The organism is Streptomyces sp. XY431, from assembly GCF_001279805.1.
Lineage (GTDB): Bacteria > Actinomycetota > Actinomycetes > Streptomycetales > Streptomycetaceae > Kitasatospora > Kitasatospora purpeofusca.
The window spans coordinates 1-21,537 of record NZ_LGDO01000380.1; the positions used below are offsets into that span (position 1 = coordinate 1).

The following is a 21,537-nucleotide window of genomic DNA, read 5'->3' on the forward strand; positions in this document are numbered from 1 at the left end:
GCCCCCGCACGGCCACTTCGGCCGGCCCGCCACCCCCGCCGAGGCGGTGCCGTGGGGCCTGCGGGTCGCCGCCGAGTCCACCTGGCGGCTGCTGCTGCTCGGCGCCGCGCTCTACGTCGTCTTCTACATCGTCGACATGCTGCGGCTGGTCGCCTTCGCGGTGCTCGCCTCGCTGCTGATCTCCGCGCTGCTGGAGCCCACCGTCTCCTGGCTGCGCCGGCACGGGGTCCCGCGCTCACTGGCCGCCGGCGGAGTGTTCATGAGCGGCCTGGCGGGCATCGGGCTGGTCGGCTGGTTCGTGGTCTGGCAGGTGACCACCAACCTGGAGACCGTCACCAGCAAGGTCAAGGCCGGTGTCGACCAGCTGCGGGACTGGCTGATCACCGGGCCGCTGCACCTGACCGAGCAGCAGATCACCGACTTCGCCAACCAGATCACCAAGGCGATCAGCACCAACAGCGAGCAGATCACCTCCGCCAGCATCACCGGCGCGCAGATCGCGGTCGAGGTGCTGACCGCCGTGCTGCTGGCGTTCTTCACCACCTTCTTCCTGCTCTACGACGGCGAGCGGATCTGGAACTGGGCGCTGCGCGGCCTGCCCAGGCACTCCCGGTACGCGATGGCCGGCGCGGGCCCCAAGGCCTGGGCCACGCTCACCGCCTACGTCCGCGGCACCGTCTGCGTGGCGTTCATCGACGCGGTCTGCATCGGCGTCGGGATCCAGCTGCTCGGCGTGCCGATGGCGCTGCCGCTCGCCGTGATCATCTTCCTCGGCGCCTTCGTCCCGCTGGTCGGCGCGCTGGTCACCGGCACCGTCGCGGTCCTGATCGCGCTCGTCACCACGACACCGTGGACGGCGTTGATGGTGCTGGTGGTCCTGATCGCCGTCCAGCAGATCGAGGGCCATGTCCTCCAGCCGCTGATCCTCGGCCGCGCCGTCCGGGTCCACCCGCTCGGCGTCGTCCTCGGCGTGGCCGCGGGATCGATCATCGGCGGCATCGGCGGCGCCATCGTCGCCGTCCCCCTGATCGCGGTCACCAACACCGTGGTCACCCACCTCCGCCGCCGCAACGAGGCCGGCCAGGCCGTCTTCACCGCCCTCGAAGCAGCCCGCGAGGCCGCCACCCGCCCCCATTCCCCCACCCCCTGACCAACCACGAAAGGGCCCCTCGCCCACGGACCGGAGTCCGGGGCGAGGGGCCCTTTCGTGATGGTGCCGGGTCAGGCGTTGATGCCGGCCAGGGCGGCCTCGGAGTCGAGGACTCCGGCCACGGCCTGGAGGACGGCGGCGATCTTCATCGAGGCCTGGACGACCTCGCGGTCGACGCCGGCCTTGCGGAGGACGGCCTCGTGCGAGTCGAGGCACTGGCCGCAGCCGTTGATCGCGGAGACCGCGAAGCACCAGAGCTCGAAGTCGACCTTCTCGACGCCGGGAGTGCCGATGATGTTCATCCGCAGACCGGCCCGCATGCTGCTGTACTCCTTGTCGGAGAGCAGGTGCAGCGTCCGGTAGTAGACGTTGTTCATCCCCATGACCGCGGCCGCGCCCTTGGCGGCGTTGTACGCCTCCGGGGAGAGGTTGGCCTTGGCCTCGGGCTCCAGCTCGCGCAGCACGGCGGGGCTGCGGGTGGCCATCGCGCAGGAGAGCACGGTGCCCCACAGCTGCTGGGCGGGGAGGTCGGAGTTGCCGATGACCGAGCCCAGGTTGAGCTTGAGGTCCTTGGCGTAGTCCGGGAGGGCGGACTTCAGGTCGTCGAGGGCCATGGGTCAGCCGGCCAGCAGGGCCTGGGCGTCGAGGGTGTCCTCGCCCTTGGTCCAGTTGCAGGGGCACAGCTCGTCGGTCTGCAGGGCGTCCAGCACCCGCAGGACCTCCTTCGGGTTACGGCCGACGGAGCCGGCGGTCACCATGACGAACTGGATCTCGTTGTTCGGGTCGACGATGAAGACGGCGCGCTGGGCGGTGCCGTCCGCGGCCTCGACGCCGCAGGCGCGCATCAGGTCGTGCTTGACGTCGGCCAGCATCGGGAACGGCAGGTCGCGGAGGTCCTTGTGGTCCTTGCGCCAGGCGTGGTGCACGAACTCGGAGTCGCCGGAGACGCCGAGGATCTGGGCGTCGCGGTCGGCGAACTCGTCGTTCAGCTTGCCGAACGCGGCGATCTCGGTCGGGCAGACGAAGGTGAAGTCCATCGGCCAGAAGAAGACGATCTTCCACTTGCCCTCGTAGGACTTGTGGTTGATCTCGGCGAAGGCGTTCGCGGCGTCCAGGTCGACGCAGGCGTTGAGTTCGAACTCGGGGAACTTGTCACCGATCGTGAGCACGTTCGCTTCTCCTGAAGTTGAGACTGAGGGGAGTTTGTCCGTTTTGCGGAACGGTCTCCACCATTCCACATCGTGGACTGATCAGGGAAATAGCTACACTCGATGTGATTGATCGGAGAGAGTTATCAACAGCCCCACACCCCCCTCCCGCCCCGTCCGTCGCAGGGCCATCGCCCGTAAACCCGATGCCACTGTGGGGAACGCCACCTCGCGCAGCCCCCGGACGCCGACGGTCGCCCAGCTCAGGGCTTTCGTCGCGGTGGCCGAGCACCGGCACTTCCGGGAGGCCGCGGCGGCCACCGGTACGAGCCAGCCGGCCCTCTCCGGGGCGGTCGCGGCGCTGGAGGAGTCGCTGGGCGCGCAGCTGGTCGAGCGTACGACGCGACGGGTCATGATCACTCCACTGGGTGAGCGTGTGCTGGAGCACGCGCGCCGGGTGCTCGCCTCCGTGCAGGCGCTCACCGAGGAGGTGGACGCCGCCCGCCGGCCCTTCACCGGGCCGCTGCACCTGGGCGTCATCCCGACCGTCGCCCCGTACCTGCTGCCGACCGTGCTGCGGCTGGTCCGCGACCGCTACCCGGAGCTGGAGCTGCACGTCCACGAGGAGCGGACGCCCTCGCTGCTGGAGGGCCTGGCCGCCGGGCGGCTGGACGTCCTGCTGCTCGCGCTGCCGGCCGGCGGCGCCTCGCCGACCCGGGACATCCCGCTGTTCGACGAGGACTTCGTCCTGGTCACCCCGCCCGAGCACGAGCTGGCCGGGCAGGTGGACGTGGCCCGCGACGTGCTGCTCGACCTGGACGTGCTGCTGTTGGAGGAGGGCCACTGCCTGCGCGACCAGGCCCTCGACATCTGCCGCGAGGTCGGCGCCGACCCCGGCGGCTCGACCACCAGGGCGGCCGGCCTGTCCACCCTGGTGCAACTGGTGGCCGGCGGTCTCGGGGTGACCCTGCTGCCCGCCACCGCGCTGGACGTCGAGGCGGGGCGTGCCGACCGGCTGGCCGCCGTCCGCTTCGCCGCGCCCGCGCCGGGCCGCCGGATCGGGCTCGCCGCCCGGCCGGGCTCGGCCCGCAGCGGCGAGTACGACCGTTTCGCGGCCTCGCTGCGGGAGGTGCTGGCCGAGCTGCCGGTCCGGATCGTCCAGTCCTGACGGGGCCGGGGGCGCATCGGGGCCGCCCGTCCTCGGCGAGCAGTCAGGACCGTGCGGACGCGGCGCCGTTCAGGTCCGCGCGGGCGTGCCGAGGCAGAGGCCGACGGTGGTGGCGACGAGCAGGTCGAGCGCCCGGCGGGACTCCGCCTCGGGGTCCTCGCCGGCGGCCTTGAGGACCAGGTAGCGGTCGCTCAGGCCGTTGAAGCCGGCCAGGAAGTACACCGCGACCTCCCGGGCGGGCAGCGGCAGCGTCAGTCCGTGCGCGGCGGCGAGCCCGGTGAGCAGCGCGGCGGCGGTGTCCTCGATCTCGTGCTGGAGCGCCCGCATGGTCTCCTGCAGGTCCGGGTCGCGCAGCGCCATCGCGGAGAACTCGGTGATCAGCGCGCATTTGCCGTCCTCGCCGACGGCGCTGTCCCAGAGGGCGTGGACCATCGTCCGGACCTGCTCGCCGAACGGGCCCTCGGCGGGGGCCGAGGCCCGGACCTGGCCGATGAACTCGGCGGTCAGCTGTTCGACGACGGCCCGGTAGAGGTCCTTCTTGGTGCCGAAGGTGTAGTGCACCGTCGCCTGTGCCACGCCCAGCTCCGCCGCGATCGCGCGGGTGCTGCCCGCGGCGATCCCCTCGCGGGCCATCAGGTCGATCGCGGCCTGGATCAGTTGGGGGCGCCGCTCGGCGGCCGGGACATGAGCCATTGGGCCAGGGTATCGCCATGTTCGGACAACCGGATCGAATGATCTCGTCGAACGTTCGCGTCACTCGACTTTGTCATGCGACAAAGTTGCGCGTACGGTGAGGAGGACGACCGATCACCGCACTCCCGCCTGCCCGAACGACCCGATCGAAGGTGCACGCATGGCCACGTACCTGTACCGCCTGGGCCGCCTCTGCTTCCGTCGGAGGAGAACCGTCCTCGCCGTCTGGCTCGCCCTGCTGATCGCGATCGGCGGCGGGGCCGCGGCCTTCGGCGGCAAGACCACCGAGGAGTTCAAGGTCCCCGGGACCGAGGCCCAGGCCACCCTGGACCGGATCAAGGACACCTTCCCGGCGCAGGGCCACGGCTCCGCCCAGGTGGTCTTCCGCAGCGACGCGGCCGGCGGCATCGCGGCCCCCGGGAACGCCCGGGCCGTCGGAGAGGCGGTCGCCCGGATCGCCGCCGTCCCCGGTGTCGCGGGCATCCCCGACCCTTACGCCACCGGCGCTCTCTCCCCGGACGGCACGGTCGCGCTCGGCCTGGTCTCCTTCGACAGCAAGCTCGGCGACATCACCGACCAGCAGCGCGACGCGGTCAGGGCGGCGGCCGACCCGGCCCGCGCGGCCGGCGTCACGGTGGCCTTCGGCGGCGACGCCTACAACAAGATGGCCCAGGTCGACGGCGGCGAGGTGATCGGTCTGATCGTGGCCGGGCTGGTCCTGGTGGTCACCCTGGGGTCGCTGGTCGCGGCCGGGCTCCCGCTGCTCACCGCGCTGGTCGGGGTCGGGATCGCGATGGCCGGGGTGTTCACCGTGGCCGGCTCCTTCGAGGTCATCTCGACCGCGCCCGTGCTGGCGCTGATGGTCGGCCTGGCGGTCGGCATCGACTACGCCCTGTTCATCGTCTCCCGGCACCGGCGCCACCTCGCCGAGGGCCTGGAGCCGGAGGAGGCCGCCGCCCGCGCCAACGCGACCGCCGGCAGCGCGGTGGTGTTCGCCGGCCTCACCGTCGTCGCCGCCCTGGCCGGGCTGGCCGTTGCCGGGGTGCCGTTCCTGACCGTGATGGGCCTGGCCGCCTCCGCGGCCGTGGTGGTCGCGGTACTGGTGGCGATCACCCTGCTGCCCGCCGTGCTCGGCTTCGCCGGCCGGGGCATCGACCGGCTGCCGGTCCGGCGGCGCCGGACCACCGGGCGCACGACGCTCGGCGAGCGCTGGGCGGGCTTCGTGGTACGCCGTCCGCTCGCCGTGCTGCTGGTGGGCCTCACCGCCCTGGTCGCGCTCGCCGTGCCGGCCGCGAGCCTCACCCTCGGCCTGCCGGGCGGCGGTTCGCAGGCCAAGGGCACCGACGCCCGCACCGCGTACGACCTCGTCGACCACAGCTTCGGCCCCGGTTTCAACGCGCCGCTGGTCGTGGTGGTCGACGCCGCCGGGGCGGCGCAGCCGGAGCAGGCGGTCCAGGGCGTGGCCGGGCGGCTCGGCGCGCTGCCGGGCGTCCAGACGCTGCTCCCGCCGCAGTTGGACGGGCCGAGCCGCACCGCGCTGGTCCCGGTCATCCCGAAGACCGGCCCGGACCACGCGGACACCCGGCAGCTGGTCACCGACATCCGCGACCAGCGCGACGCCCTCCGGGCGGAGACCGGCGCGCGGATCGACGTCACCGGCACCACGGCCGCCAACATCGACGTCTCCGCCAAGCTGAGCGACGCGCTGCCGCCGTTCGTCGCGGTGATCGTGGGCATCGCGCTGGTGCTGCTGGCGCTGGCCTTCCGCTCGATCCTGGTGCCGCTGAAGGCGGTGGCCGGCTTCCTGCTCTCCATCACGGCCTCGCTCGGCGCCGTCGTCGCGGTCTACCAGTGGGGCTGGCTGGACGGCCTGATCGACGTGCCCAAGGTCGGCCCGGTGGTCAGCTTTGTGCCGATCCTGCTGATCGGCGTGCTGTTCGGGCTCGCGATGGACTACGAGCTGTTCCTGGTCTCGGGGATGAAGGAGCACCACGTGCACGGCATGGAGCCGCGCGAGGCGGTGGTGGCCGGGGTGAAGAACGGTGCCCGGGTGGTCACGGCGGCCGCGCTGATCATGGTTGCGGTGTTCGGCTCGTTCGTCTTCGGCCACGACCCGATCGTCCAGCCGATCGGCTTCGCGCTCGCGGTGGGCGTGCTGGTGGACGCCTTCGTGGTGCGGATGGCGCTGGTGCCGGCCGCGATGGCGCTGTTCGGGCGGGCGGCCTGGTGGTTCCCGAAGAGCCTGGACAAGGTGGTGCCGCGGGTGGACATGGAGGGCGAGCAGCTGATGGCCCGGCTGGAGCCGGCGCCCGGCGCGGCCGCCGCCGAGCCGGGGGCCAAGCTGCCCGAGCGGGTCTGAGCCGGGCCCGACCCGAGCAGAGCAGAGGGGCTGCCCCCGGCACACCGCGCCGGGGGCAGCCCCTCTGCTCGGCCGCGCGTACTACGGCAGCCGCTGCTCGAACCAGACCACCTTGCCGGTGCCCAGCCGGGTCGCGCCCCAGCGTTCGGCGCACCGGGCCACGATCTGCAGGCCCCGTCCGCGCTCGTCCTCCGGCCCGGTCCGGCGCGGCCGGGGCAGCAGCGGGCTGTCGTCCCCGACCTCGCAGCGCAGCCGGGTGGTGCGGACCAGGCTCAGCGTCACCGGGCGGGTGGCGTGCTGGACGGCGTTGGTGACCAGCTCGCTGACCATCAGCTCGGTCGCCTCGGTGAGTTCCTCCAGCCCCCAGCGGCGCAGGGTGTGCGCGGCCAGCCGACGGGCCCGCCCCGGTGTCTCGTTGCGCGGCTGGAGGTACCAGTGCGCGACGTCCCCGGCCGGGATGCCGTCGAAGCAGGCGGCCAGCAGGGCGATGTCGTCACCCCGGTCCCCCGGCGGCAGGATCCGCAGCGCCTCCTGGCAGAGGTGCTCGGGCGCGTGCCGCAGGGTGCCCGAGAGCCGGGCGCGGAGCAGTTCGAGACCGTCGCTGAGCGGCCGGCTGCGGGTCTCCACCAGACCGTCGGTGAACAGCAGCAGGGCCGATCCCGGCGGCGCGGGCAGTTCGACGGAGGAGAAGTCCACCCCGCCGACGCCGATCGGCGCCCCCGCCTCCAGGTCGAGCAGCTCGGCCGTGCCGTCCGGTTGGACGAGCACCGGCGGCACGTGCCCGGCGTTGGCGAGCACCACCCGGTTGGCGATCGGGTCGTAGACGGCGTAGACGCAGGTCGCCAGGTGCTGTTCGCGGCCCAGCCGCTGGGCCTGCTCGTCCAGGTGGTAGAGCACCTCGTGCGGTGGCAGGTCGAGGGCGGCCAGGGTCTGCGCGCTGGTGCGCAGCTGGCCCATGATGGCGGCCGAGGTGAGCGAGTGGCCCATCACGTCGCCGACGATCAGCGCCACCCGGTTGCCGGGCAGCGGCACCGCGTCGTACCAGTCGCCGCCGACCTGGGCGCCGCGCTCCCCGGGCAGGTAGCGCTGGGCGAGCCGGACGCCGTGCGGCTGGGGCAGGCGCAGCGGCAGCATGCTGCGCTGGAGCTCGTTGGCTATCTCCCACTCGCGGGCGTACCGCAGTGCGGTGTCTACGGCCAGCCCGGCCTGGGTGGCGAGGTGGGTGGCGGTCGCGGTGTCGGTGGCGTCGAAGCCGGGCCGGCCGCTCTTCTCCTCCGGGCGCCGGATCAGCACCAGCAGTCCGAGCACGGCCTTGCGGCCGCGCAGCGGCAGGGCGAGCACCGAGGTGCCCGGGCTGAGCCTGGCCAGGCCCCGGGGGCCGTACAGCTCGCGCAGCAGCTCGGTGGTGCGGGCGCTGCCGCTGTCCTCGGCGGAGCCGAGCACGACCGGTTCGGCGGGGCGCCGGCTGAGCAGGGTGTGGGCGAGCGCGCCGCCGCGGGTGACCGGGGTGGCCGGGCCGGGGTCGGCGGTGGAACGCGCGCCGTACCGGCTGCCGTAGCGGTCCCCGTAGCGGTCGCGCTGGTCGTCGCCGGCCGGGCGGCCGCGCCGGCCCAGCCGGGTGCCCTGGCTGTGGTGGATCCGCAGTTGCTCGGGGAAGCCGGGCTCGCGTTCGACGTTGGGCAGCGGGTCGCGCAGATGGACGACGGCGGCGTCGGCCAGGGCGGGGACCAGTACCCGGCCGACGTTGCGCAGGGTGGCGGCCAGGTCGAGCGCGCTGTTGATCCGCCGGGTCGCGGAGTCGAGGTAGGCGAGGCGCTCGGCGACCCGGTCCGGCGGCCGGGGCTGCTGGGCCTGCTGCTCCGGCGGCTGCTGGGACCCGGCCGGGTCCGGCGGTGGCGGGGGTGACGGCGGTCGGCGCGGGATGGGCAGGGCAGGCGGCTGTCCGGCCTCGGGTTTGAGCTGGTCGCGCACGGGTGCCTGTCCTGGGATCGGTACGGTCGGGGGCCTGTTGCTGCTCTGGGGTGTGCGGTCGTGCTCCGGTCCGCCGGCGCCGCCGGGGTCCGGCGGGTGTCGACCGGCCGTCAGCCGACCCGCCGACAGCGGAGGAAGAGCTGCTCCTCCGGCGGAAGCGTGGTGCTGGCCGGCGCGTACGGACGCCCCTCCTGCTCCTCGATCACGAACCCGGCGTCCAGCAGGACCCGTTCGAGATCCTCCCGCAGGTACCCGCTGATCCGCAGCTCCCGCCCGAGGAAGGGCAGCGGAACGTGGTCCAGGTCCGCCTCGACCATACCCAGCGCCAGCAGTCCGCCGGGCCGCAGCAGGGCGCGCAGCCGGGCCAGCACGGTCGGGATCTCGTCCTGGGGGAGGAGGATCAGCGAGAAGAAGGCGGTGACGGCGTCGAAGGTGCCCCGCCCGGCGGGCCCGAGCTCCGGCAGGTTCCAGGCCGAGTCGGCGCGTTCGGTCGCGAGGTCGTACATGTCGATGCGGTGCAGGGCCGGCGGGTGCGGGCCGGGGTGGTGGGCCTCCCGGGCCAGGGTCAGCATGACGTCCGACAGGTCGACGGCGGTGACCCGCATCCCGGCCGCGACCAGCTGGCGGACGGTGGGTTCGCCGCTGCCGCAGCCGACGTCCAGGACCGCGGCGCCCGGCTCCAGCCGGGCCAGCAGCCGGCGCCCGCAGGCCAGCTGGCCGTGTTTGGAGGGGAACGCCTCCGCGTATCCGGTGCCGATCGTGTCGAAGGCGACCGCCTGAAGGGCGCGCGCGGCCCGGCGGCTCAGGACGTCGGGACCGCCGCCCGCGTCCTCGTCGATGGGGAACGGATCCGATATCTGTCCGGTCGTCACGATTGAGAGGCACCTTTCGGCCGGGCCTCCGGTCGGCTGGGCGAGGCGCGAGGCAGGACCGCCGTCTCCTCCCGGCGCTCGCGCTGCCCCGCCGGCCCGCTGCCGGTGGCGGTACGTCACGCTCCCCGCGTCACACTGACTGCATTGCCACGCTGACTGCACTCTGACACTTTGCACAGACTCTTTGCACAGGGACACTCTGCACTGCGGGAGCGCCGCCGCGCTGCCTTTTGCCGGATGCTCCACCGGAGAAGTGCACTTGTGTGTGTACTGGAATCCGAGAATATGCGTGATCACTCCGCCATGGGGTCCGTTTTCGGCCAACTCGTGGCGGTTGGCCGACGGCACCCCCCTCCCCGGAAGCACGGGGCGTGGGCGGAGGGGGTGCGTCCGGGGCGCGCACGCCGTACGGCGAGCGGCTTCGACCCCGCTGACCTGCGGTTCTGTCGATCCGCAGGCTGACGGTCCGACGTTTATCGAACGTCAATCGGCGCGGTGCACAGTGGAGTCCAGCGCCGGGGAAGCGTTGAAGGTGCTCCCGCAGCCGGGGGGCTGCGGGAGCACCGAACGCTCACGGGGGAGGACCCCAGGGGGGAAGTACGGGGGAACGGGGTCCTACGGCGCGGGGGGAGGGAAGGGCTCGGTGTGCTGCTGGGAGATGAGGTCCGCCACGGGGGAGGCCTCGGGCACACCGAGCCGCGTGAAGACGGCGTGCGCCTCGCGCAGGCACGCCAGTCCGCGTGCCGGCTGGGCGAGGCCGAGCAACGCCTCGCCCAGTGCGGCGTTCGCCAGGCCCTGGCAGTAGGCGGAGTCCATCTCCAGACCGATCGCCAGTGACTCCTCGGCCGTCTCCGCCGCCTCGGCCTGCTGGCCGGCGGCGAGCAGCGAGGAGGAGAGCCGGGCGAGGGTGTAGCCCTCCCAGAGCGGGTTCTGCTGGGCCTGGTACAGCTTGTGTGCTTCCCGCAGATGGTCGACCGCCTCGCCGGAAGCGAGGACGACGCCGAGCTGGTAGAGCGTGTCGGCCAGGCACGGCCCGTTCTTGGACGCCCGCGCGGCCGCCACCGCCTCACTGGCGGAGCTGACGGCGACCTCGGTCATCCCCAGTCGTTGCTGGACGCGGGCGATGTTGCTGATGAGCCTGGCCTCGCCGATCGGCGCGCCGACCACCCGGCTGATCGCGAGTGCCTGTTCGAAGAACGGGAGGGCCTCGGCGGGGCGGTTGCCGATGCTGAGGATGATGCCGAGGGTGTTGGTGGCGGCGGAGCGAAGGACCGTCATGTCGCCGCTCGTCTGGAACTCCAGGCTCCGTCGGAGGGAGCGCTCGGCGCCCTGGAAGTCGTTGGTGACGGACTGCAGGGTACCGATCGCGAAATGCACCCGCGCGAGTCCGGCGGTGTCGTCGGTCACCTGGGCATTGCGGTCCGCCACTTCCAGGATCGAGCGGACCCGGGGGCCCTGGGTGGGGTCGGCGCCGAGGCTGTACAGCAGGATCAACAGGTCCACTGCGGGCCGTCGCAGCTCGCTCGGACCGCAGACTGCGGTCTCCACCGAGCTGAGCAGGACGGCGTTCTCGGACCGGAGCCACTCCCGGGCTGCGTCGCTCGTCGGCAGGGGCATTCCGGGGCCGTCCGGCGGACTCAGCGGCTCGGGCAGTTGGTCGTCGGGTTCGATCGCCCGGGCGGCGTTGTACATGGTGGGCAGCAGCAGGTTCAGCAGTCGCCGCACCGCGGAGTGCTGCTGCTCCGTGTCGCCGACCCGTTCGTTCTGGCGCTGGGCGTAGAGCCGCAGCAGGTCGTGGTACCGGTAGCGACCCGGAGTGAAGCACTCCAGCATGTTCGCCTCGACGAGCGCCTCGGCGACATCCTCGGCCGTCCGCTCGTCGGTGCCCAGCAGCGCGGCGGCCGCGGCCAGTGGGAAGTCGGGCGAGTCGATCAGCGCGAGCAGGCGAAAGGCCCGGGCCTCGGTGGGGGACAGCTGTCCGTACCCGAGCCCGATGGTGGTCTCCACGGCGAGATTGCCGAGCTGGAGCTCGTCCAGGCGCCGCCGTTGATCGGCTAACCGACGGGCCAGGTCCGAGACGCTCCACCGGGGGCGGCTGGCGAGCCGGGCGGCGGCGATGCGGACCGCCAGCGGCAGGAAGCCGCAGGCGGTCACCACGGCCATGGCGGCTTCGGGCTCGGCGGCGACCCGCTGCTCGCCGACGATCGTGGAGAAGAGCGCCAGTGCCTCCTCCGAGGTCAGCTCCTCGACGTCCACCAGGTGCGCGCCGGGGATGCCGGCCAGCCGGGAGCGGCTGGTGGCGAGCACCGCGCAGCTGGAGACCCCGGGGATCAGCGGGCGGATCTGCTCGGCGTCCTGGGCGTTGTCGAGCAGGATCAGCATCCGTCGGCTGGCGAGCAGCGACCGGTAGAGGGCGGCGCGCTGCTCCAGCGAGTCGGGGTTCTCGGTGACGCCGAGCGCGTGCAGGAAGTCGCCGAGCACCATGGCGGGATCGGCCGGTGAGGCGCCCGCGCCGCGGAGGTCGACGTAGAGCTGCCCGTCCGGGAACTCAGTACGGACCCGATGGGCGACGTGCACGGCGAGGGTCGTCTTGCCGACGCCGCCGATGCCGGCCAGCGAAGTGACCACCACGGCCTGGCCGGTGGCGCTCATCAGGACGGCCGAGAGGTCTGCCACCATCTCCGCCCGGCCGCTGAAGTCGGACACGTCGGCCGGAAGTTGGGCCGGGGCCGGCGGGGGCGCCGGGTTCTCCTCCCGGGCGGTGAGCGTCGGCGCGGGGACTGCCGGGAGCACCAGCGCCGGGTCCGCGGCGAGGATCCGGGAGTGCATCGCGGAGAGGCCGGTGCCCGGCTCGACGCCCAGTTCGTCGATCAGCAGCTTCCGGGTGTCGGTGTAGACGCCGAGCGCCTCCGCCTGCCGGCCGCAGCGGTACAGCGCGAGCATCAGCAGTTCGCGCAGCCGCTCGCGCAGCGGGTGTTCGGCGGTGAGCGCGTTCAGCTCGCCGACCACCTCGGCGTGCAGGCCGATGTCGAGCGCGACCGCGCAGCGTTCCTCGGCCACCGACACCTGGCGCTCGGCGAGCCGCTGTCGCTGGGAGTCCGCGTACGGCCCGGGGATGCCGGTGAGCGGTCGGCCGGCGAACAGTGCCAGCGAGCGGACCAGCAGGTGGTGGGCGTTGTCCAGGTCCCCGGCGCCGCGGGCGGTCGCGGCCTCGACGGCGAGGTTCTCGAAGACGATGACGTCGAGGGCTTCGGCCGGGATGTGCAGGGCGTAGCCGTCGGCGACCGAGACCAGGAACTCGGCGGGTCGGCGCACCTCGCGGCGGGGCTCGATGACCGTGCGCAGCCGGGAGACATAGGTGCGCAGTGCCGCGACGGCCTGGGTGGGCGGCCGGTCGCCCCAGAGTCCGTCGACGAGGTCCTGGGTGGTGACCGGGCGTCCGGCGTGGAGCAGGAGCATGGTCAGGACGGCCTGCTGCTGCGGGGAGCCGAGGGCGAGTTGCCTGCCGTCGAGCCAGGCCTGGACCGGACCGAGTACCTGGAAGCGCAGCGCCGGAGCAGGCGGCGTCTCCCGAAACTCCATGTAGTCCCCCGATGGCCTGGTGTCGATTTCCCGGTAGGGCGCTCGGCGGTTCCGCCGTTGTGGTGGCTTCAGCTTAGGCGGGGGGCCGACTCTGCCGGACGGCACGGTCAGCCGCACGATGTTTATCGGACATTTAATCAACCCTACGATACTGACTCCGTGCCCGCGCCGAGCCGGTGGGGCACACGACATTTGATGACCGAAAGGCGGCCCGCCCATGGCCAACAACGAGAGCGCGACCCCCGTGTCGACCGAGCCGGCCGCCGAGGCCGTCGCCGGCCAGGCCGTCGAGGGCGCGATCGCGGCGACCTCGAACCCGGCCGAGTACGCCGAGCCCACCGCCGACCACAAGGCCGACCTGCTGGACGACGAGTTCGGCGACGAAGGCCAGTACATCGTGGAGTCCGAGAAGGCCGACGGTGCCGAGCCCGGCCAGAAGCGCGAGCCGCAGGGCATCATCGCCGCGCACCCGTAAGCGCGTCGATCAGCAGTTCCGGGGGGAACATCCGTGAAGCACTTCCGTCGCCTCGCGGTCGTCGCCGTCTCGACGATCGTGGTGACCACCGGCTACCTCGTGACCGCCACCGGCGCCTCTGCCGGAATCATTGCCGGTCACCCGTAGTCCCACACGCCACCCGAGCGCCCCGCATCCCGCCACCGGCGGTGCGGGGCGTTCGCGCGTCGGGCCGCCGGCGGCCCTTCACTTCGCGGGTGGGATTCGCGGCGCCAATTCGGCACTGATATCGGCGGAAATCGCCCATGTGTATACGAGTTGATCTCACTGTTGTCGCGTTCACGAGTTGTACGGTCGCGGTCGCCGGAGCCTTTGCCGAGAATGTCGGCAATTGCCTCCGGCACATGTCCGCGTGATCCTCCCGCGATCCTCCCCACGGGCCGGCCGCCGTGGCGGCGAGCGGCCCGCGCGCGTACCCGGTGGCCGGAATTCGCTGTCGGGGTTGCCCCGCCGGGTGAGGGGTCAGGCCGCGTGGGCGGGGGCGGTCGGTGCCGGGTCGGCGCGGCCGGCGGGTCTGGTGGGGTCGGCCGGGTCGGCGTCGGCGGCGCCGGTGCTCCCGCCGTCGGCCGGCCCGGCCGGGGTGACGTGTTCGGGGCGGGCGGTCCACTCGCAACCGCCCTCGGGCGGGCGGAGGTAGTGCTCCCCGCCGATGGTGTCCATGTAGATGCCGGTCCGCCCGGTCCTGGTGTCGAGGACGGATTCCCCCACGCGCGGCCGGTAGGCCGCGGCGGCGCGCTTTCGGATGCTCACCGCGCTGCTCCTTGCTGCTCCGGTGCGGGCGCGGCGACGGTGGTGGCCGGCCCTGGTCGCTGTCGTGGCTTGGCTTTTTGGTTCGGCTCTGCTCGGCGACTACCCAGCATCTCTAGAGAAGCTAATATCTCTAGAGATGTCAACGGTCCAGCCGGTCCTATCGGCTTACCGGCGGCCGCGGGCGCGCCTACGATTTCCGAGAGGGACGAGGGAGAAGGCGATGGTCGGCAGCAGCAGCGGCGAGAAGCAGCCCAAGTACCAACGGATCGCCGACACGCTGAGGGCGGCCATCGACGCCGGCGAGTACCGGGCGGGCGACCGGCTGCCCGGCGAGAACGACCTCATGGACGTCTACGGCGTGGCCAGGATGACCGCCCGTCAGGCACTCGGCGTGCTGCAGAGCGAGGGCATCGCCGAGGCCCGCCGCGGTGCGGGCGTCTTCGTCCGGGACTTCCGGCCGCTGCGCCGGCGCGGGATCCAGCGGCTCGCCCAGGGCCAGTGGGGCTCGGGCCGGTCGATATGGTCGGCCGACATCGACAACCGCACCCTGGTCGTCGACCAGGTGTCGGTCACCGAGCAGGGCGCGCCGGAGCACGTGGCCAGGGTGCTCGGCGTCGACCCGGGCGAGCCGATGTGCGTGCGGCACCGGCGCTTCGTCCTGGACGGCAAGCCGGTGCTGCTGTCGACCTCCTACCTGCCGGCCGGACTCGTGGCCGGTACCGCCATCACCCGTGAGGACACCGGCCCGGGCGGCACCTACGCGCGGCTGGCCGAGATAGGCGCCAAGCCGGTGCACTTCCGCGAGGAGGTCCGCTCCCGGATGCCGGCCGCCGAGGAGACCGTCCGGCTGGAACTCTCGGCCGGCACCCCGGTGATCCTCATCTGCCGGACCGCCTTCGCCGACGAGGGCCAGGTCGTCGAGCTGAACGAGATGATCCTGGACGCGGCCTCCTACGTCCTGGAGTACGACTTCGACGCCTGACGCCTGAGGCCTGACGCCTGATGCCTGACGCGGTTCCAGCTGCGGACGCGCCACCGCCCCGGACGCGGGCGGCGGTCGGGGCGGCGGGTTGCGAGCGGTGGGCGCTACTCCTTGGAGCGGACCCGCAGGCTGGTGATCAGCGGCCCCTCGGTGGTCTCGCGGAAGAAGTCGTTGCCCTTGTCGTCCACCACGATGAAGGCCGGGAAGTCCTCGACCTCGATGCGCCAGACGGCCTCCATGCCCAGCTCGGCGTACTCCAGGACCTCGACCTTCTTGATGCAGTCCTGGGCGAGGCGGGCCGCCGGGCCGCCGATGGAGCCGAGGTAGAAGCCGCCGTGCGCGGCGCAGGCGTCGGTGACCTGCTTGGAGCGGTTGCCCTTGGCGAGCATGACCATGGAGCCGCCGGCGGCCTGGAACTGGTCGACGTAGGAGTCCATCCGGCCGGCCGTGGTGGGGCCGAAGGAGCCGGAGGCGAAGCCCTCGGGGGTCTTGGCCGGGCCGGCGTAGTAGACCGGGTGGTCCTGGAGGTACTTGGGCATGCCCTCGCCCGCGTCCAGGCGCTCCTTGATCTTGGCGTGCGCGATGTCGCGCGCGACGACCAGGGTGCCGGTGAGCGAGAGCCGGGTCTTCACCGGGTACTTGGAGAGCTCGGCGCGGATCGCGGACATCGGCTGGTCGAGGTCGATCCGCACCACGTCGTCGTCGAGGTGCTCGTCGGTGGTGTCCGGCAGGTACTTCGCCGGGTCGGTCTCCAGCTGCTCCAGGAAGACGCCCTCGGCGGTGATCTTGCCCAGGGCCTGGCGGTCGGCGGAGCAGGAGACGGCCATCGCGACGGGCAGCGAGGCGCCGTGGCGGGGCAGGCGGACCACGCGCACGTCGTGGCAGAAGTACTTGCCGCCGAACTGGGCGCCGATGCCGATCTTCTGGGTCAGCTCGGTGACCTTGGCCTCCAGCTCCAGGTCCCGGAAGCCGTGGCCGGTCTTCGCGTCGCCGGAGGTCGGCAGCTGGTCCAGGTAGTGCGCGGACGCGTACTTGGCGGTCTTCAGCGCGAACTCGGCGCTGGTGCCGCCGATCACGATGGCCAGGTGGTACGGCGGGCAGGCGGCGGTGCCCAGCGAGCGGATCTTCTGCTCCAGGAACGAGAGCATGCTGGCCTCGTTCAGGATGGCCTTGGTCTCCTGGTACAGGTACGACTTGTTGGCCGAGCCGCCGCCCTTGGCCATGAAGAGGAACTTGTAGGCGTCGCCGTCGGTGGCGTACAGCTCGATCTGGGCCGGCAGGTTGTTGCCGGTGTTCTTCTCGTCCCACATGGTCACCGGGGCCATCTGGGAGTAGCGCAGGTTGAGCTCGGTGTACGCGTCGTAGACGCCGCGGGCGACGGCGGCCTCGTCGCCGCCGGCCGTCAGTACGTTCTGGCCGCGCTTGCCCATGACGATCGCGGTGCCGGTGTCCTGGCACATCGGCAGGATGCCGCCGGCCGAGATGTTGACGTTCTTCAGCAGGTCCAGCGCGACGAAGCGGTCGTTGGGGCTGGCCTCGGGGTCGTCCAGGATGCGGCGCAGCTGGGCGAGGTGGGCCGGGCGCAGGTAGTGCGAGATGTCGTGCATCGCCTCGGCGGTGAGCAGCCGCAGGGCCTCGGGCTCGACCTGGAGGAAGGTCCGGCCGCCGGCCTCGAAGGTGGAGACACCCTCGGAGGTGAGCTTGCGGTAGGGGGTCGGGTCAGCGCCCAGGGGGAGAAGGTCGCTGTACTCGAAGTCCGGCGTGGGAGCCATGGGGGCGGTCCTTAGATGTCCAGTGTTGCCAGTGTTCCGGCTGCGTCGGCGAAGCACCCTGGAGGGCGAAAGCACCCTCAAGGGTAGGACGCGCGGGAATCGCGTACGCGGGAAGGTCAGCCTGCGTGACCGGGGTCACCCGCCGGTGGGGAAGGGGCTTGCCCGGTTGACTAGGCTGGGCCCGTGGAGAACTCGCCGTCGAAGGACCCGCAGGAGCCGCTGGAGCAGCGGATGGACGATCAGGGCCGGGGGGCCGTACCGATGACCAAGCCCGGGGCGACGCCGCCCGCCCGACCCGCGCACGCCCCGGTGGCGGAAGCCGAGATCCGGGCCTCGGACGCCGACCGCGAACGGGTGGCGGAGCTGCTGCGCGACGCCTACGCCGAGGGGCGGTTGGACGTCGAGGAGCATGCCGAGCGGATCGAGGCGGCGTACGCGGCCAAGACCCTGGGCGACCTCGTGCCGCTGACCCGGGACCTTCCGGTGCACCGAGGGATCTCCTTCGAGAAGTCGCCGTTGGGTGATCCGGCGGCGGCCCCGCGTCCGGACGGCCCGGTGCGGCTGCCGGCCCGCAACGAGGCGCCGACCATGCTGGCCGTCTTCGGCGGCTCGTCCCGCAAGGGCCGGTGGCGGGTGGGGTCCAACCTGCGGGCGGTGGCGATCTTCGGCGGGGTCGAGATCGACCTGACGGACGCCGTGTTCGAGTCGCCCGAGGTGGTGATCGACGTGGTGGCGATCTTCGGCGGGGTGGAGATCAAGGTGCCGGAGAACGTCAGCCTGCACGGCGGCGGCGTCGGCATCTTCGGCGGTTTCGACGTCAAGGAGCAGACCGCGGCGGACCCGTACGCGCCGGTGGTGCGGGTCAAGGGCACCGCGGTGTTCGGCGGTTGCGAGGCCAAGCCGCGCCGGGGCAAGAAGCTCAAGGAGTGGGTGCGCAAGCAGCTCGGCGCCGACTGAGCCCGCGGGCCCGGTGGTCGGACGGAACGGTCCGGCGGGCCGCCGCGACAGATTCGGAACGACGGACTCCGCCGCTCGGCGGCAGGTCCGGTGCCCGGTCGGGGACAACTCCCGGCCGGGCACTCGTCGTTGTGTCGGGTGCACGCTGTAGTCGGTTGCGTGCAGTGTGCATGAATCCCGGCGCCGTGGGGTAGTTCCTCTGGCACATCGCTTCTTGTACGGCTGCGTACCGGAGGCGGCCTGAGGCCGGCCCGGGTGTGAACGGGGACCCCGCAGCCGGGCAGGGGAGCGAGCTTCCCCGTGTCCGAGAGCCTCGTCAGGAGTACGGCCGTGCTGCATCCGATCGAGTCCCGCACCACCTCGTCCGCCGCCCCGTCGCCGGCCGCCCCGTCGCCGGTCGCGCGGCCGTCCGCCGCAGCCTCGCCGGTGGTCGCGGCGCAGCTCCTGGAGCGGCCCCCGGCGCAGCCGGCGGGCGAGGACAGTCCGTGGCACACCGCCGCGGCCTGCCGGCGGGACGAGGTGGGCCTGTTCTTCGCACCGTCCAAGGAGCCGACCGCGGCCCGGCTGTCGCGCGAGGAGCAGGCGAAGCAGGTGTGTGCCCGCTGCCCGGTGCTGCTGGCCTGCCGGGAGCACGCGCTGGCGCAGCCGGAGCCCTACGGGGTCTGGGGCGGGCTGACGGCGGCCGAGCGCCGGGTGGTGCTGGCGCGGCGCCGCCGGCGGGACGTCGAGCTGTGCGAGCCGGTCCGGGTGCCGGGGGCGAGGGGCCGGATCGCGGGGTGATCCCCGGCGCCGGGCCGGGGGCGTCGGCACCCGCCCGGCGGGCCCCGGCACACACCCGGCGGGCGTCCGCACATGCCCGCGGCCTCGGCGAAGGGGGATTTCGCCGAGGCCGCGGGTTCGTCGTGGCTCTGCCGCGGTCCGGGCCGCCGGTGGGCGGCCCGGACGCGGGGTCGTTCAGTTGGCGCGGTCGAAGTCGATCGCGCTGTAGGCCCGCAGCTTGGACAGCCGGTGGGTGGCGTGGACCTCGCGGATGGTGCCGCTCTTGGAGCGCATGACCAGCGAGCTGGTGGTGGCGGTCTCCTGGCGGTAGTGCACACCGCGCAGCAGCTCGCCGTCGGTGATGCCGGTGGCGACGAAGAACACGTTCTCGCCGCTGACCAGGTCGTCGGTGCTGAGCACCCGGTCGAGGTCGTGCCCGGCGTCGATGGCCTTCTGCCGCTCGGCGTCGTCCTTGGGCCAGAGCCGGCCCTGGATCACGCCGCCCATGCACTTCATCGCGCAGGCGGCGATGATGCCCTCGGGGGTGCCGCCGATGCCCATGAGCAGGTCGACGCCGGTGCCCTCGCGGGCGGCCATGATGGCGCCGGCGACATCGCCGTCGGAGATGTACTTGATCCGGGCGCCGGCCTCGCGGATGTCCCGGATCAGGCCCTCGTGGCGCGGGCGGTCCAGGACGACGACGGTGACGTCCTCGACGGCGATGCCCTTGGCCTTGGCGACCCGGCGGATGTTGACGGCCGGCGGGGCGGTGATGTCGACGAAGTCGGCGGCCTCCGGCCCGGTGACCAGCTTGTCCATGTAGAACACGGCGCTCGGGTCGAACATGGTGCCGCGGTCGGCGACGGCCAGGACGGCGACCGCGTTGTTCATGCCCTTGGCCGTGAGGGTGGTGCCGTCGACGGGGTCCACCGCGACATCGCACTCGGCGCCGGTGCCGTCGCCGACCCGTTCGCCGTTGTAGAGCATCGGAGCTTCGTCCTTCTCCCCCTCGCCGATGACGACGACGCCGTTCATCGAGACGGTGGAGACGAGGGTGCGCATGGCGCGGACTGCGGCGCCGTCGGCGCCGTTCTTGTCGCCACGGCCGACCCAGCGGCCGGCGGCGAGCGCCGCGGCCTCGGTGACCCGGACGAGTTCGAGCGCGAGGTTCCGGTCGGGAGCCTCGGGCGCGACCTCGAGGGAGCTGGGGAGATGGTGCGGGTACTGCGTGGTCATCGTCGTTACCTCTCTGTACGCGACGGCCAGTGAGCGCCCGACTACTGCCTGGTCGAACGCCGTGGTGAGGGTGTTGCGATCGTATCTGCCCACGACATGACTGTCTGTGGCGCGGGTCCCTCCACGGCCCGACGGGGGCGGCTTTTGCTCTCGGCGCCCCGACGTGGCACCCCGACGCGGCACCCCGGGTGCGGGCGACCGCGTCAGCATGAGTCACCATGTGGGGGTGGCTGGAGAGAGCAAGGGCATGAGGGGCCGGCAGACCGTACGGGACATGGTCCTGTCGATGCTGGCCGTCGGCGTCGTGGTCTGGGTCGGGTACCTGTTCCTGCCGCACGACGCGGACGGCGACGGGGTGCGCCCGGTCGACTACAGGGTGGCCGCGGCCACCGCCAAGCGCGCCGCGCCGTACCCGCTGCTCGTCCCGGACGGCCTGTCGGCGAAGTGGCGGGCCACCTCGGTGACGTACAACGCGGCGGCGACCAACAACGGCAAGGGCAACGCCTGGCACCTGGGCTTCGTCACCCCCTCGGGCCAGTACGCGGCCGTGGAGCAGAGCGATATCGCGCGTGACGACGTGCTCAAGGCGACGGTGGCCGGCGGCAAGCCGGACGGCACCGAGGACATCGCCGGGCAGGCCTGGGAGCGGGTGCAGGGACCGAAGGCGCGGGCGATCACGGTGCAGACCGGCGGCGCCACCACCGTGCTGACCGGCACGGCCTCCTACGAGGAGCTGGCGGAGCTGGCGCGGGCGCTGAAGTAGTCCGGTTCCCGCCCCCGGAGCGGAGATCTCCGCTCCGGCAGCGGCCGGCAGGGACGCGGAAGGGCCCCGCACGCGGTGCGTGCGGGGCCCTCGCGCTGTCCTGGCCCGGACCCCGGGGGGGCCCGGGCCAGGACGGTGGTGGCTCAGACGGTGGTGACGACCTCGTCGTAGGCCAGTCGCGGCGAGCGCGGGTACCAGGCGTTCTCGCCCGGCTTGCCGATGTTCACCACGGCCAGCACCGAGTGCTCGCCGTCGGTGAAGAACTCCTTGTTGATGCCCTCGGCGTCGTAGCCGGTCATCGGGCCGGCGGCCAGGCCGGCGGCGCGCACACCGATGATGAAGTAGCCGGCCTGCAGGGCGCCGTTCATCGCGGCCGAGGCCTCGCGGACCGGGCGCTCGGTGAAGTAGCTCTTGGCGGCCGGGAAGTGCGGGAAGACGGTCGGCAGCTCCTCGTGGAACTCGTTGTCCACGGCGAGGATCGCGGTCAGCGGGGCGGCGGCGGTCTTGGCCTTGTTGCCCTCGCCGAGGTGCTGGACCAGGCGCTCGCGGCCCTCGGCCGAGCGCACCAGGACGACCCGCAGCGGCTGCTGGTTCATCGCCGTCGGGCCGAACTTGACCAGCTCGTAGATGGCCTGGATCTGCTCGTCGGAGACCGGCTCGTCGGTGAAGGTGTTGGCCGTGCGGGCCTCGCGGAACAGCAGGTCCTGGGCGGCGGTGTCGAGAACCAGGGCGTCGGTGGTCATGTCAGTGCACCTCGGGGGAGGAAGAAGCTGGGGGGTCGTCTTTGTTGCGGTGACCGGCCGCAGCCGGTCAGACGGTCCCAACATGGGTGAACATTCAACTGTTCCCCGCGCCGCACGT

General features: G+C 72.6%; 18 protein-coding genes. 8 read left to right on the forward strand and 10 right to left on the reverse strand.

The annotated features are described in order from the left end of the window. The coding region (locus ADK60_RS26725; RefSeq protein WP_053649355.1) for an AI-2E family transporter at positions 1-1,150 on the forward strand (1,150 nt) is incomplete at its 5' end. Between the two features lie 71 nt (positions 1,151-1,221). Here the strand turns inward: ADK60_RS26725 and ADK60_RS26730 are convergent. Together ADK60_RS26730 and ADK60_RS26735 are read right to left on the reverse strand one after the other, a co-directional pair. Continuing rightward, entirely contained in the window at positions 1,222-1,764 is a 543-nt protein-coding gene (locus tag ADK60_RS26730) for an alkyl hydroperoxide reductase (protein ID WP_045940772.1), read from the reverse strand. A gap of 3 nt (positions 1,765-1,767) precedes the next feature. Beyond that, a complete protein-coding gene (locus ADK60_RS26735; RefSeq protein WP_030397082.1) occupies positions 1,768-2,319 on the reverse strand; it encodes a peroxiredoxin in 552 nt (183 codons plus the stop codon). 193 nt (positions 2,320-2,512) lie between these two features. Here ADK60_RS26735 and ADK60_RS26740 point away from each other — a divergent pair, with 193 nt between their 5' ends. Further along, the gene (locus ADK60_RS26740) at positions 2,513-3,466 is read left to right on the forward strand and encodes a LysR substrate-binding domain-containing protein (protein ID WP_107084205.1); all 954 of its coding nucleotides are present in this window, start codon (positions 2,513-2,515) and stop codon (positions 3,464-3,466) included. A gap of 69 nt (positions 3,467-3,535) precedes the next feature. Here ADK60_RS26740 and ADK60_RS26745 read toward each other — a convergent pair whose 3' ends face one another. Beyond that, entirely contained in the window at positions 3,536-4,159 is a 624-nt protein-coding gene (locus ADK60_RS26745) for a TetR/AcrR family transcriptional regulator (RefSeq protein WP_053649358.1), read from the reverse strand. Positions 4,160-4,319: 160 nt separating this feature from the next. Between ADK60_RS26745 and ADK60_RS26750 the strand changes: the two genes are divergently transcribed. Beyond that, the gene (locus tag ADK60_RS26750) at positions 4,320-6,518 is read left to right on the forward strand and encodes an MMPL family transporter (protein WP_053649360.1); all 2,199 of its coding nucleotides are present in this window, start codon (positions 4,320-4,322) and stop codon (positions 6,516-6,518) included. 81 nt (positions 6,519-6,599) lie between these two features. On the opposite strand, the gene ADK60_RS26755 is transcribed toward ADK60_RS26750, so the two are convergent. From ADK60_RS26755 to ADK60_RS26765, 3 genes are all read right to left on the reverse strand, one after another. Further along, positions 6,600-8,489, reverse strand: a complete 1,890-nt coding sequence (locus ADK60_RS26755; RefSeq protein WP_078896620.1) for a SpoIIE family protein phosphatase — start codon at positions 8,487-8,489, stop codon at positions 6,600-6,602. Between the two features lie 110 nt (positions 8,490-8,599). Beyond that, entirely contained in the window at positions 8,600-9,328 is a 729-nt protein-coding gene (locus ADK60_RS26760) for a class I SAM-dependent methyltransferase (RefSeq protein ID WP_045940777.1), read from the reverse strand. Positions 9,329-9,976: 648 nt separating this feature from the next. Further along, entirely contained in the window at positions 9,977-12,943 is a 2,967-nt protein-coding gene (locus ADK60_RS26765) for an AfsR/SARP family transcriptional regulator (protein WP_053649361.1), read from the reverse strand. Positions 12,944-13,160: 217 nt separating this feature from the next. On the opposite strand from ADK60_RS26765, the gene ADK60_RS43850 reads away from it, so the two are divergent. Beyond that, a complete protein-coding gene (locus ADK60_RS43850) occupies positions 13,161-13,418 on the forward strand; it encodes a hypothetical protein (RefSeq protein ID WP_053649364.1) in 258 nt (85 codons plus the stop codon). A gap of 501 nt (positions 13,419-13,919) precedes the next feature. On the opposite strand, the gene ADK60_RS26775 is transcribed toward ADK60_RS43850, so the two are convergent. Beyond that, positions 13,920-14,207 carry a hypothetical protein gene (locus ADK60_RS26775; RefSeq protein ID WP_053649365.1) on the reverse strand — a complete coding sequence of 96 codons (288 nt, stop codon included), beginning with the start codon at positions 14,205-14,207 and terminating at the stop codon, positions 13,920-13,922. Between the two features lie 220 nt (positions 14,208-14,427). Between ADK60_RS26775 and ADK60_RS26780 the strand changes: the two genes are divergently transcribed. Continuing rightward, the gene (locus tag ADK60_RS26780; RefSeq protein ID WP_045940767.1) at positions 14,428-15,189 is read left to right on the forward strand and encodes a GntR family transcriptional regulator; all 762 of its coding nucleotides are present in this window, start codon (positions 14,428-14,430) and stop codon (positions 15,187-15,189) included. A gap of 104 nt (positions 15,190-15,293) precedes the next feature. Here ADK60_RS26780 and ADK60_RS26785 read toward each other — a convergent pair whose 3' ends face one another. Next, positions 15,294-16,961: a fumarate hydratase gene (locus tag ADK60_RS26785; RefSeq protein ID WP_053649367.1), complete on the reverse strand. Its 1,668-nt coding sequence runs from the start codon at positions 16,959-16,961 to the stop codon at positions 15,294-15,296. A gap of 261 nt (positions 16,962-17,222) precedes the next feature. Between ADK60_RS26785 and ADK60_RS26790 the strand changes: the two genes are divergently transcribed. Next, positions 17,223-17,918 (forward strand): DUF1707 SHOCT-like domain-containing protein, encoded by a 696-nt coding sequence (locus tag ADK60_RS26790; RefSeq protein WP_107084206.1) that lies wholly within the window; start codon positions 17,223-17,225, stop codon positions 17,916-17,918. Between the two features lie 426 nt (positions 17,919-18,344). Then, positions 18,345-18,698 carry a WhiB family transcriptional regulator gene (locus ADK60_RS26795; protein ID WP_079008706.1) on the forward strand — a complete coding sequence of 118 codons (354 nt, stop codon included), beginning with the start codon at positions 18,345-18,347 and terminating at the stop codon, positions 18,696-18,698. A 174-nt stretch (positions 18,699-18,872) separates the two neighbouring features. Here ADK60_RS26795 and glpX read toward each other — a convergent pair whose 3' ends face one another. Further along, entirely contained in the window at positions 18,873-19,913 is a 1,041-nt protein-coding gene (gene glpX / locus ADK60_RS26800; protein WP_030397094.1) for a class II fructose-bisphosphatase, read from the reverse strand. A gap of 226 nt (positions 19,914-20,139) precedes the next feature. Here glpX and ADK60_RS26805 point away from each other — a divergent pair, with 226 nt between their 5' ends. After that, on the forward strand, positions 20,140-20,676 hold the full coding sequence (locus ADK60_RS26805; protein ID WP_234371257.1) for a DUF4245 domain-containing protein: 537 nt from the start codon (positions 20,140-20,142) through the stop codon (positions 20,674-20,676). A gap of 143 nt (positions 20,677-20,819) precedes the next feature. On the opposite strand, the gene ADK60_RS26810 is transcribed toward ADK60_RS26805, so the two are convergent. After that, positions 20,820-21,419 carry a malonic semialdehyde reductase gene (locus tag ADK60_RS26810; protein ID WP_045940764.1) on the reverse strand — a complete coding sequence of 200 codons (600 nt, stop codon included), beginning with the start codon at positions 21,417-21,419 and terminating at the stop codon, positions 20,820-20,822. Positions 21,420-21,537: the final 118 nt, after the last annotated feature.

What these genes read in the sequence shown, in the direction of transcription:
- ADK60_RS26780 (WP_045940767.1), top strand. Translation starts at nt 14,428, where the DNA reads ATGGTCGGCAGCAGCAGCGGCGAGAAGCAGCCCAAGTACCAACGGATC.
- ADK60_RS26810 (WP_045940764.1), bottom strand. Translation starts at nt 21,419, where the DNA reads ATGACCACCGACGCCCTGGTTCTCGACACCGCCGCCCAGGACCTGCTG.
- ADK60_RS43850 (WP_053649364.1), top strand. Translation starts at nt 13,161, where the DNA reads ATGGCCAACAACGAGAGCGCGACCCCCGTGTCGACCGAGCCGGCCGCC.
- glpX (WP_030397094.1), bottom strand. Translation starts at nt 19,913, where the DNA reads ATGACCACGCAGTACCCGCACCATCTCCCCAGCTCCCTCGAGGTCGCG.
- ADK60_RS26750 (WP_053649360.1), top strand. Translation starts at nt 4,320, where the DNA reads ATGGCCACGTACCTGTACCGCCTGGGCCGCCTCTGCTTCCGTCGGAGG.
- ADK60_RS26745 (WP_053649358.1), bottom strand. Translation starts at nt 4,159, where the DNA reads ATGGCTCATGTCCCGGCCGCCGAGCGGCGCCCCCAACTGATCCAGGCC.
- ADK60_RS26765 (WP_053649361.1), bottom strand. Translation starts at nt 12,943, where the DNA reads ATGGAGTTTCGGGAGACGCCGCCTGCTCCGGCGCTGCGCTTCCAGGTA.
- ADK60_RS26790 (WP_107084206.1), top strand. Translation starts at nt 17,223, where the DNA reads ATGACCAAGCCCGGGGCGACGCCGCCCGCCCGACCCGCGCACGCCCCG.
- ADK60_RS26730 (WP_045940772.1), bottom strand. Translation starts at nt 1,764, where the DNA reads ATGGCCCTCGACGACCTGAAGTCCGCCCTCCCGGACTACGCCAAGGAC.
- ADK60_RS26785 (WP_053649367.1), bottom strand. Translation starts at nt 16,961, where the DNA reads ATGGCTCCCACGCCGGACTTCGAGTACAGCGACCTTCTCCCCCTGGGC.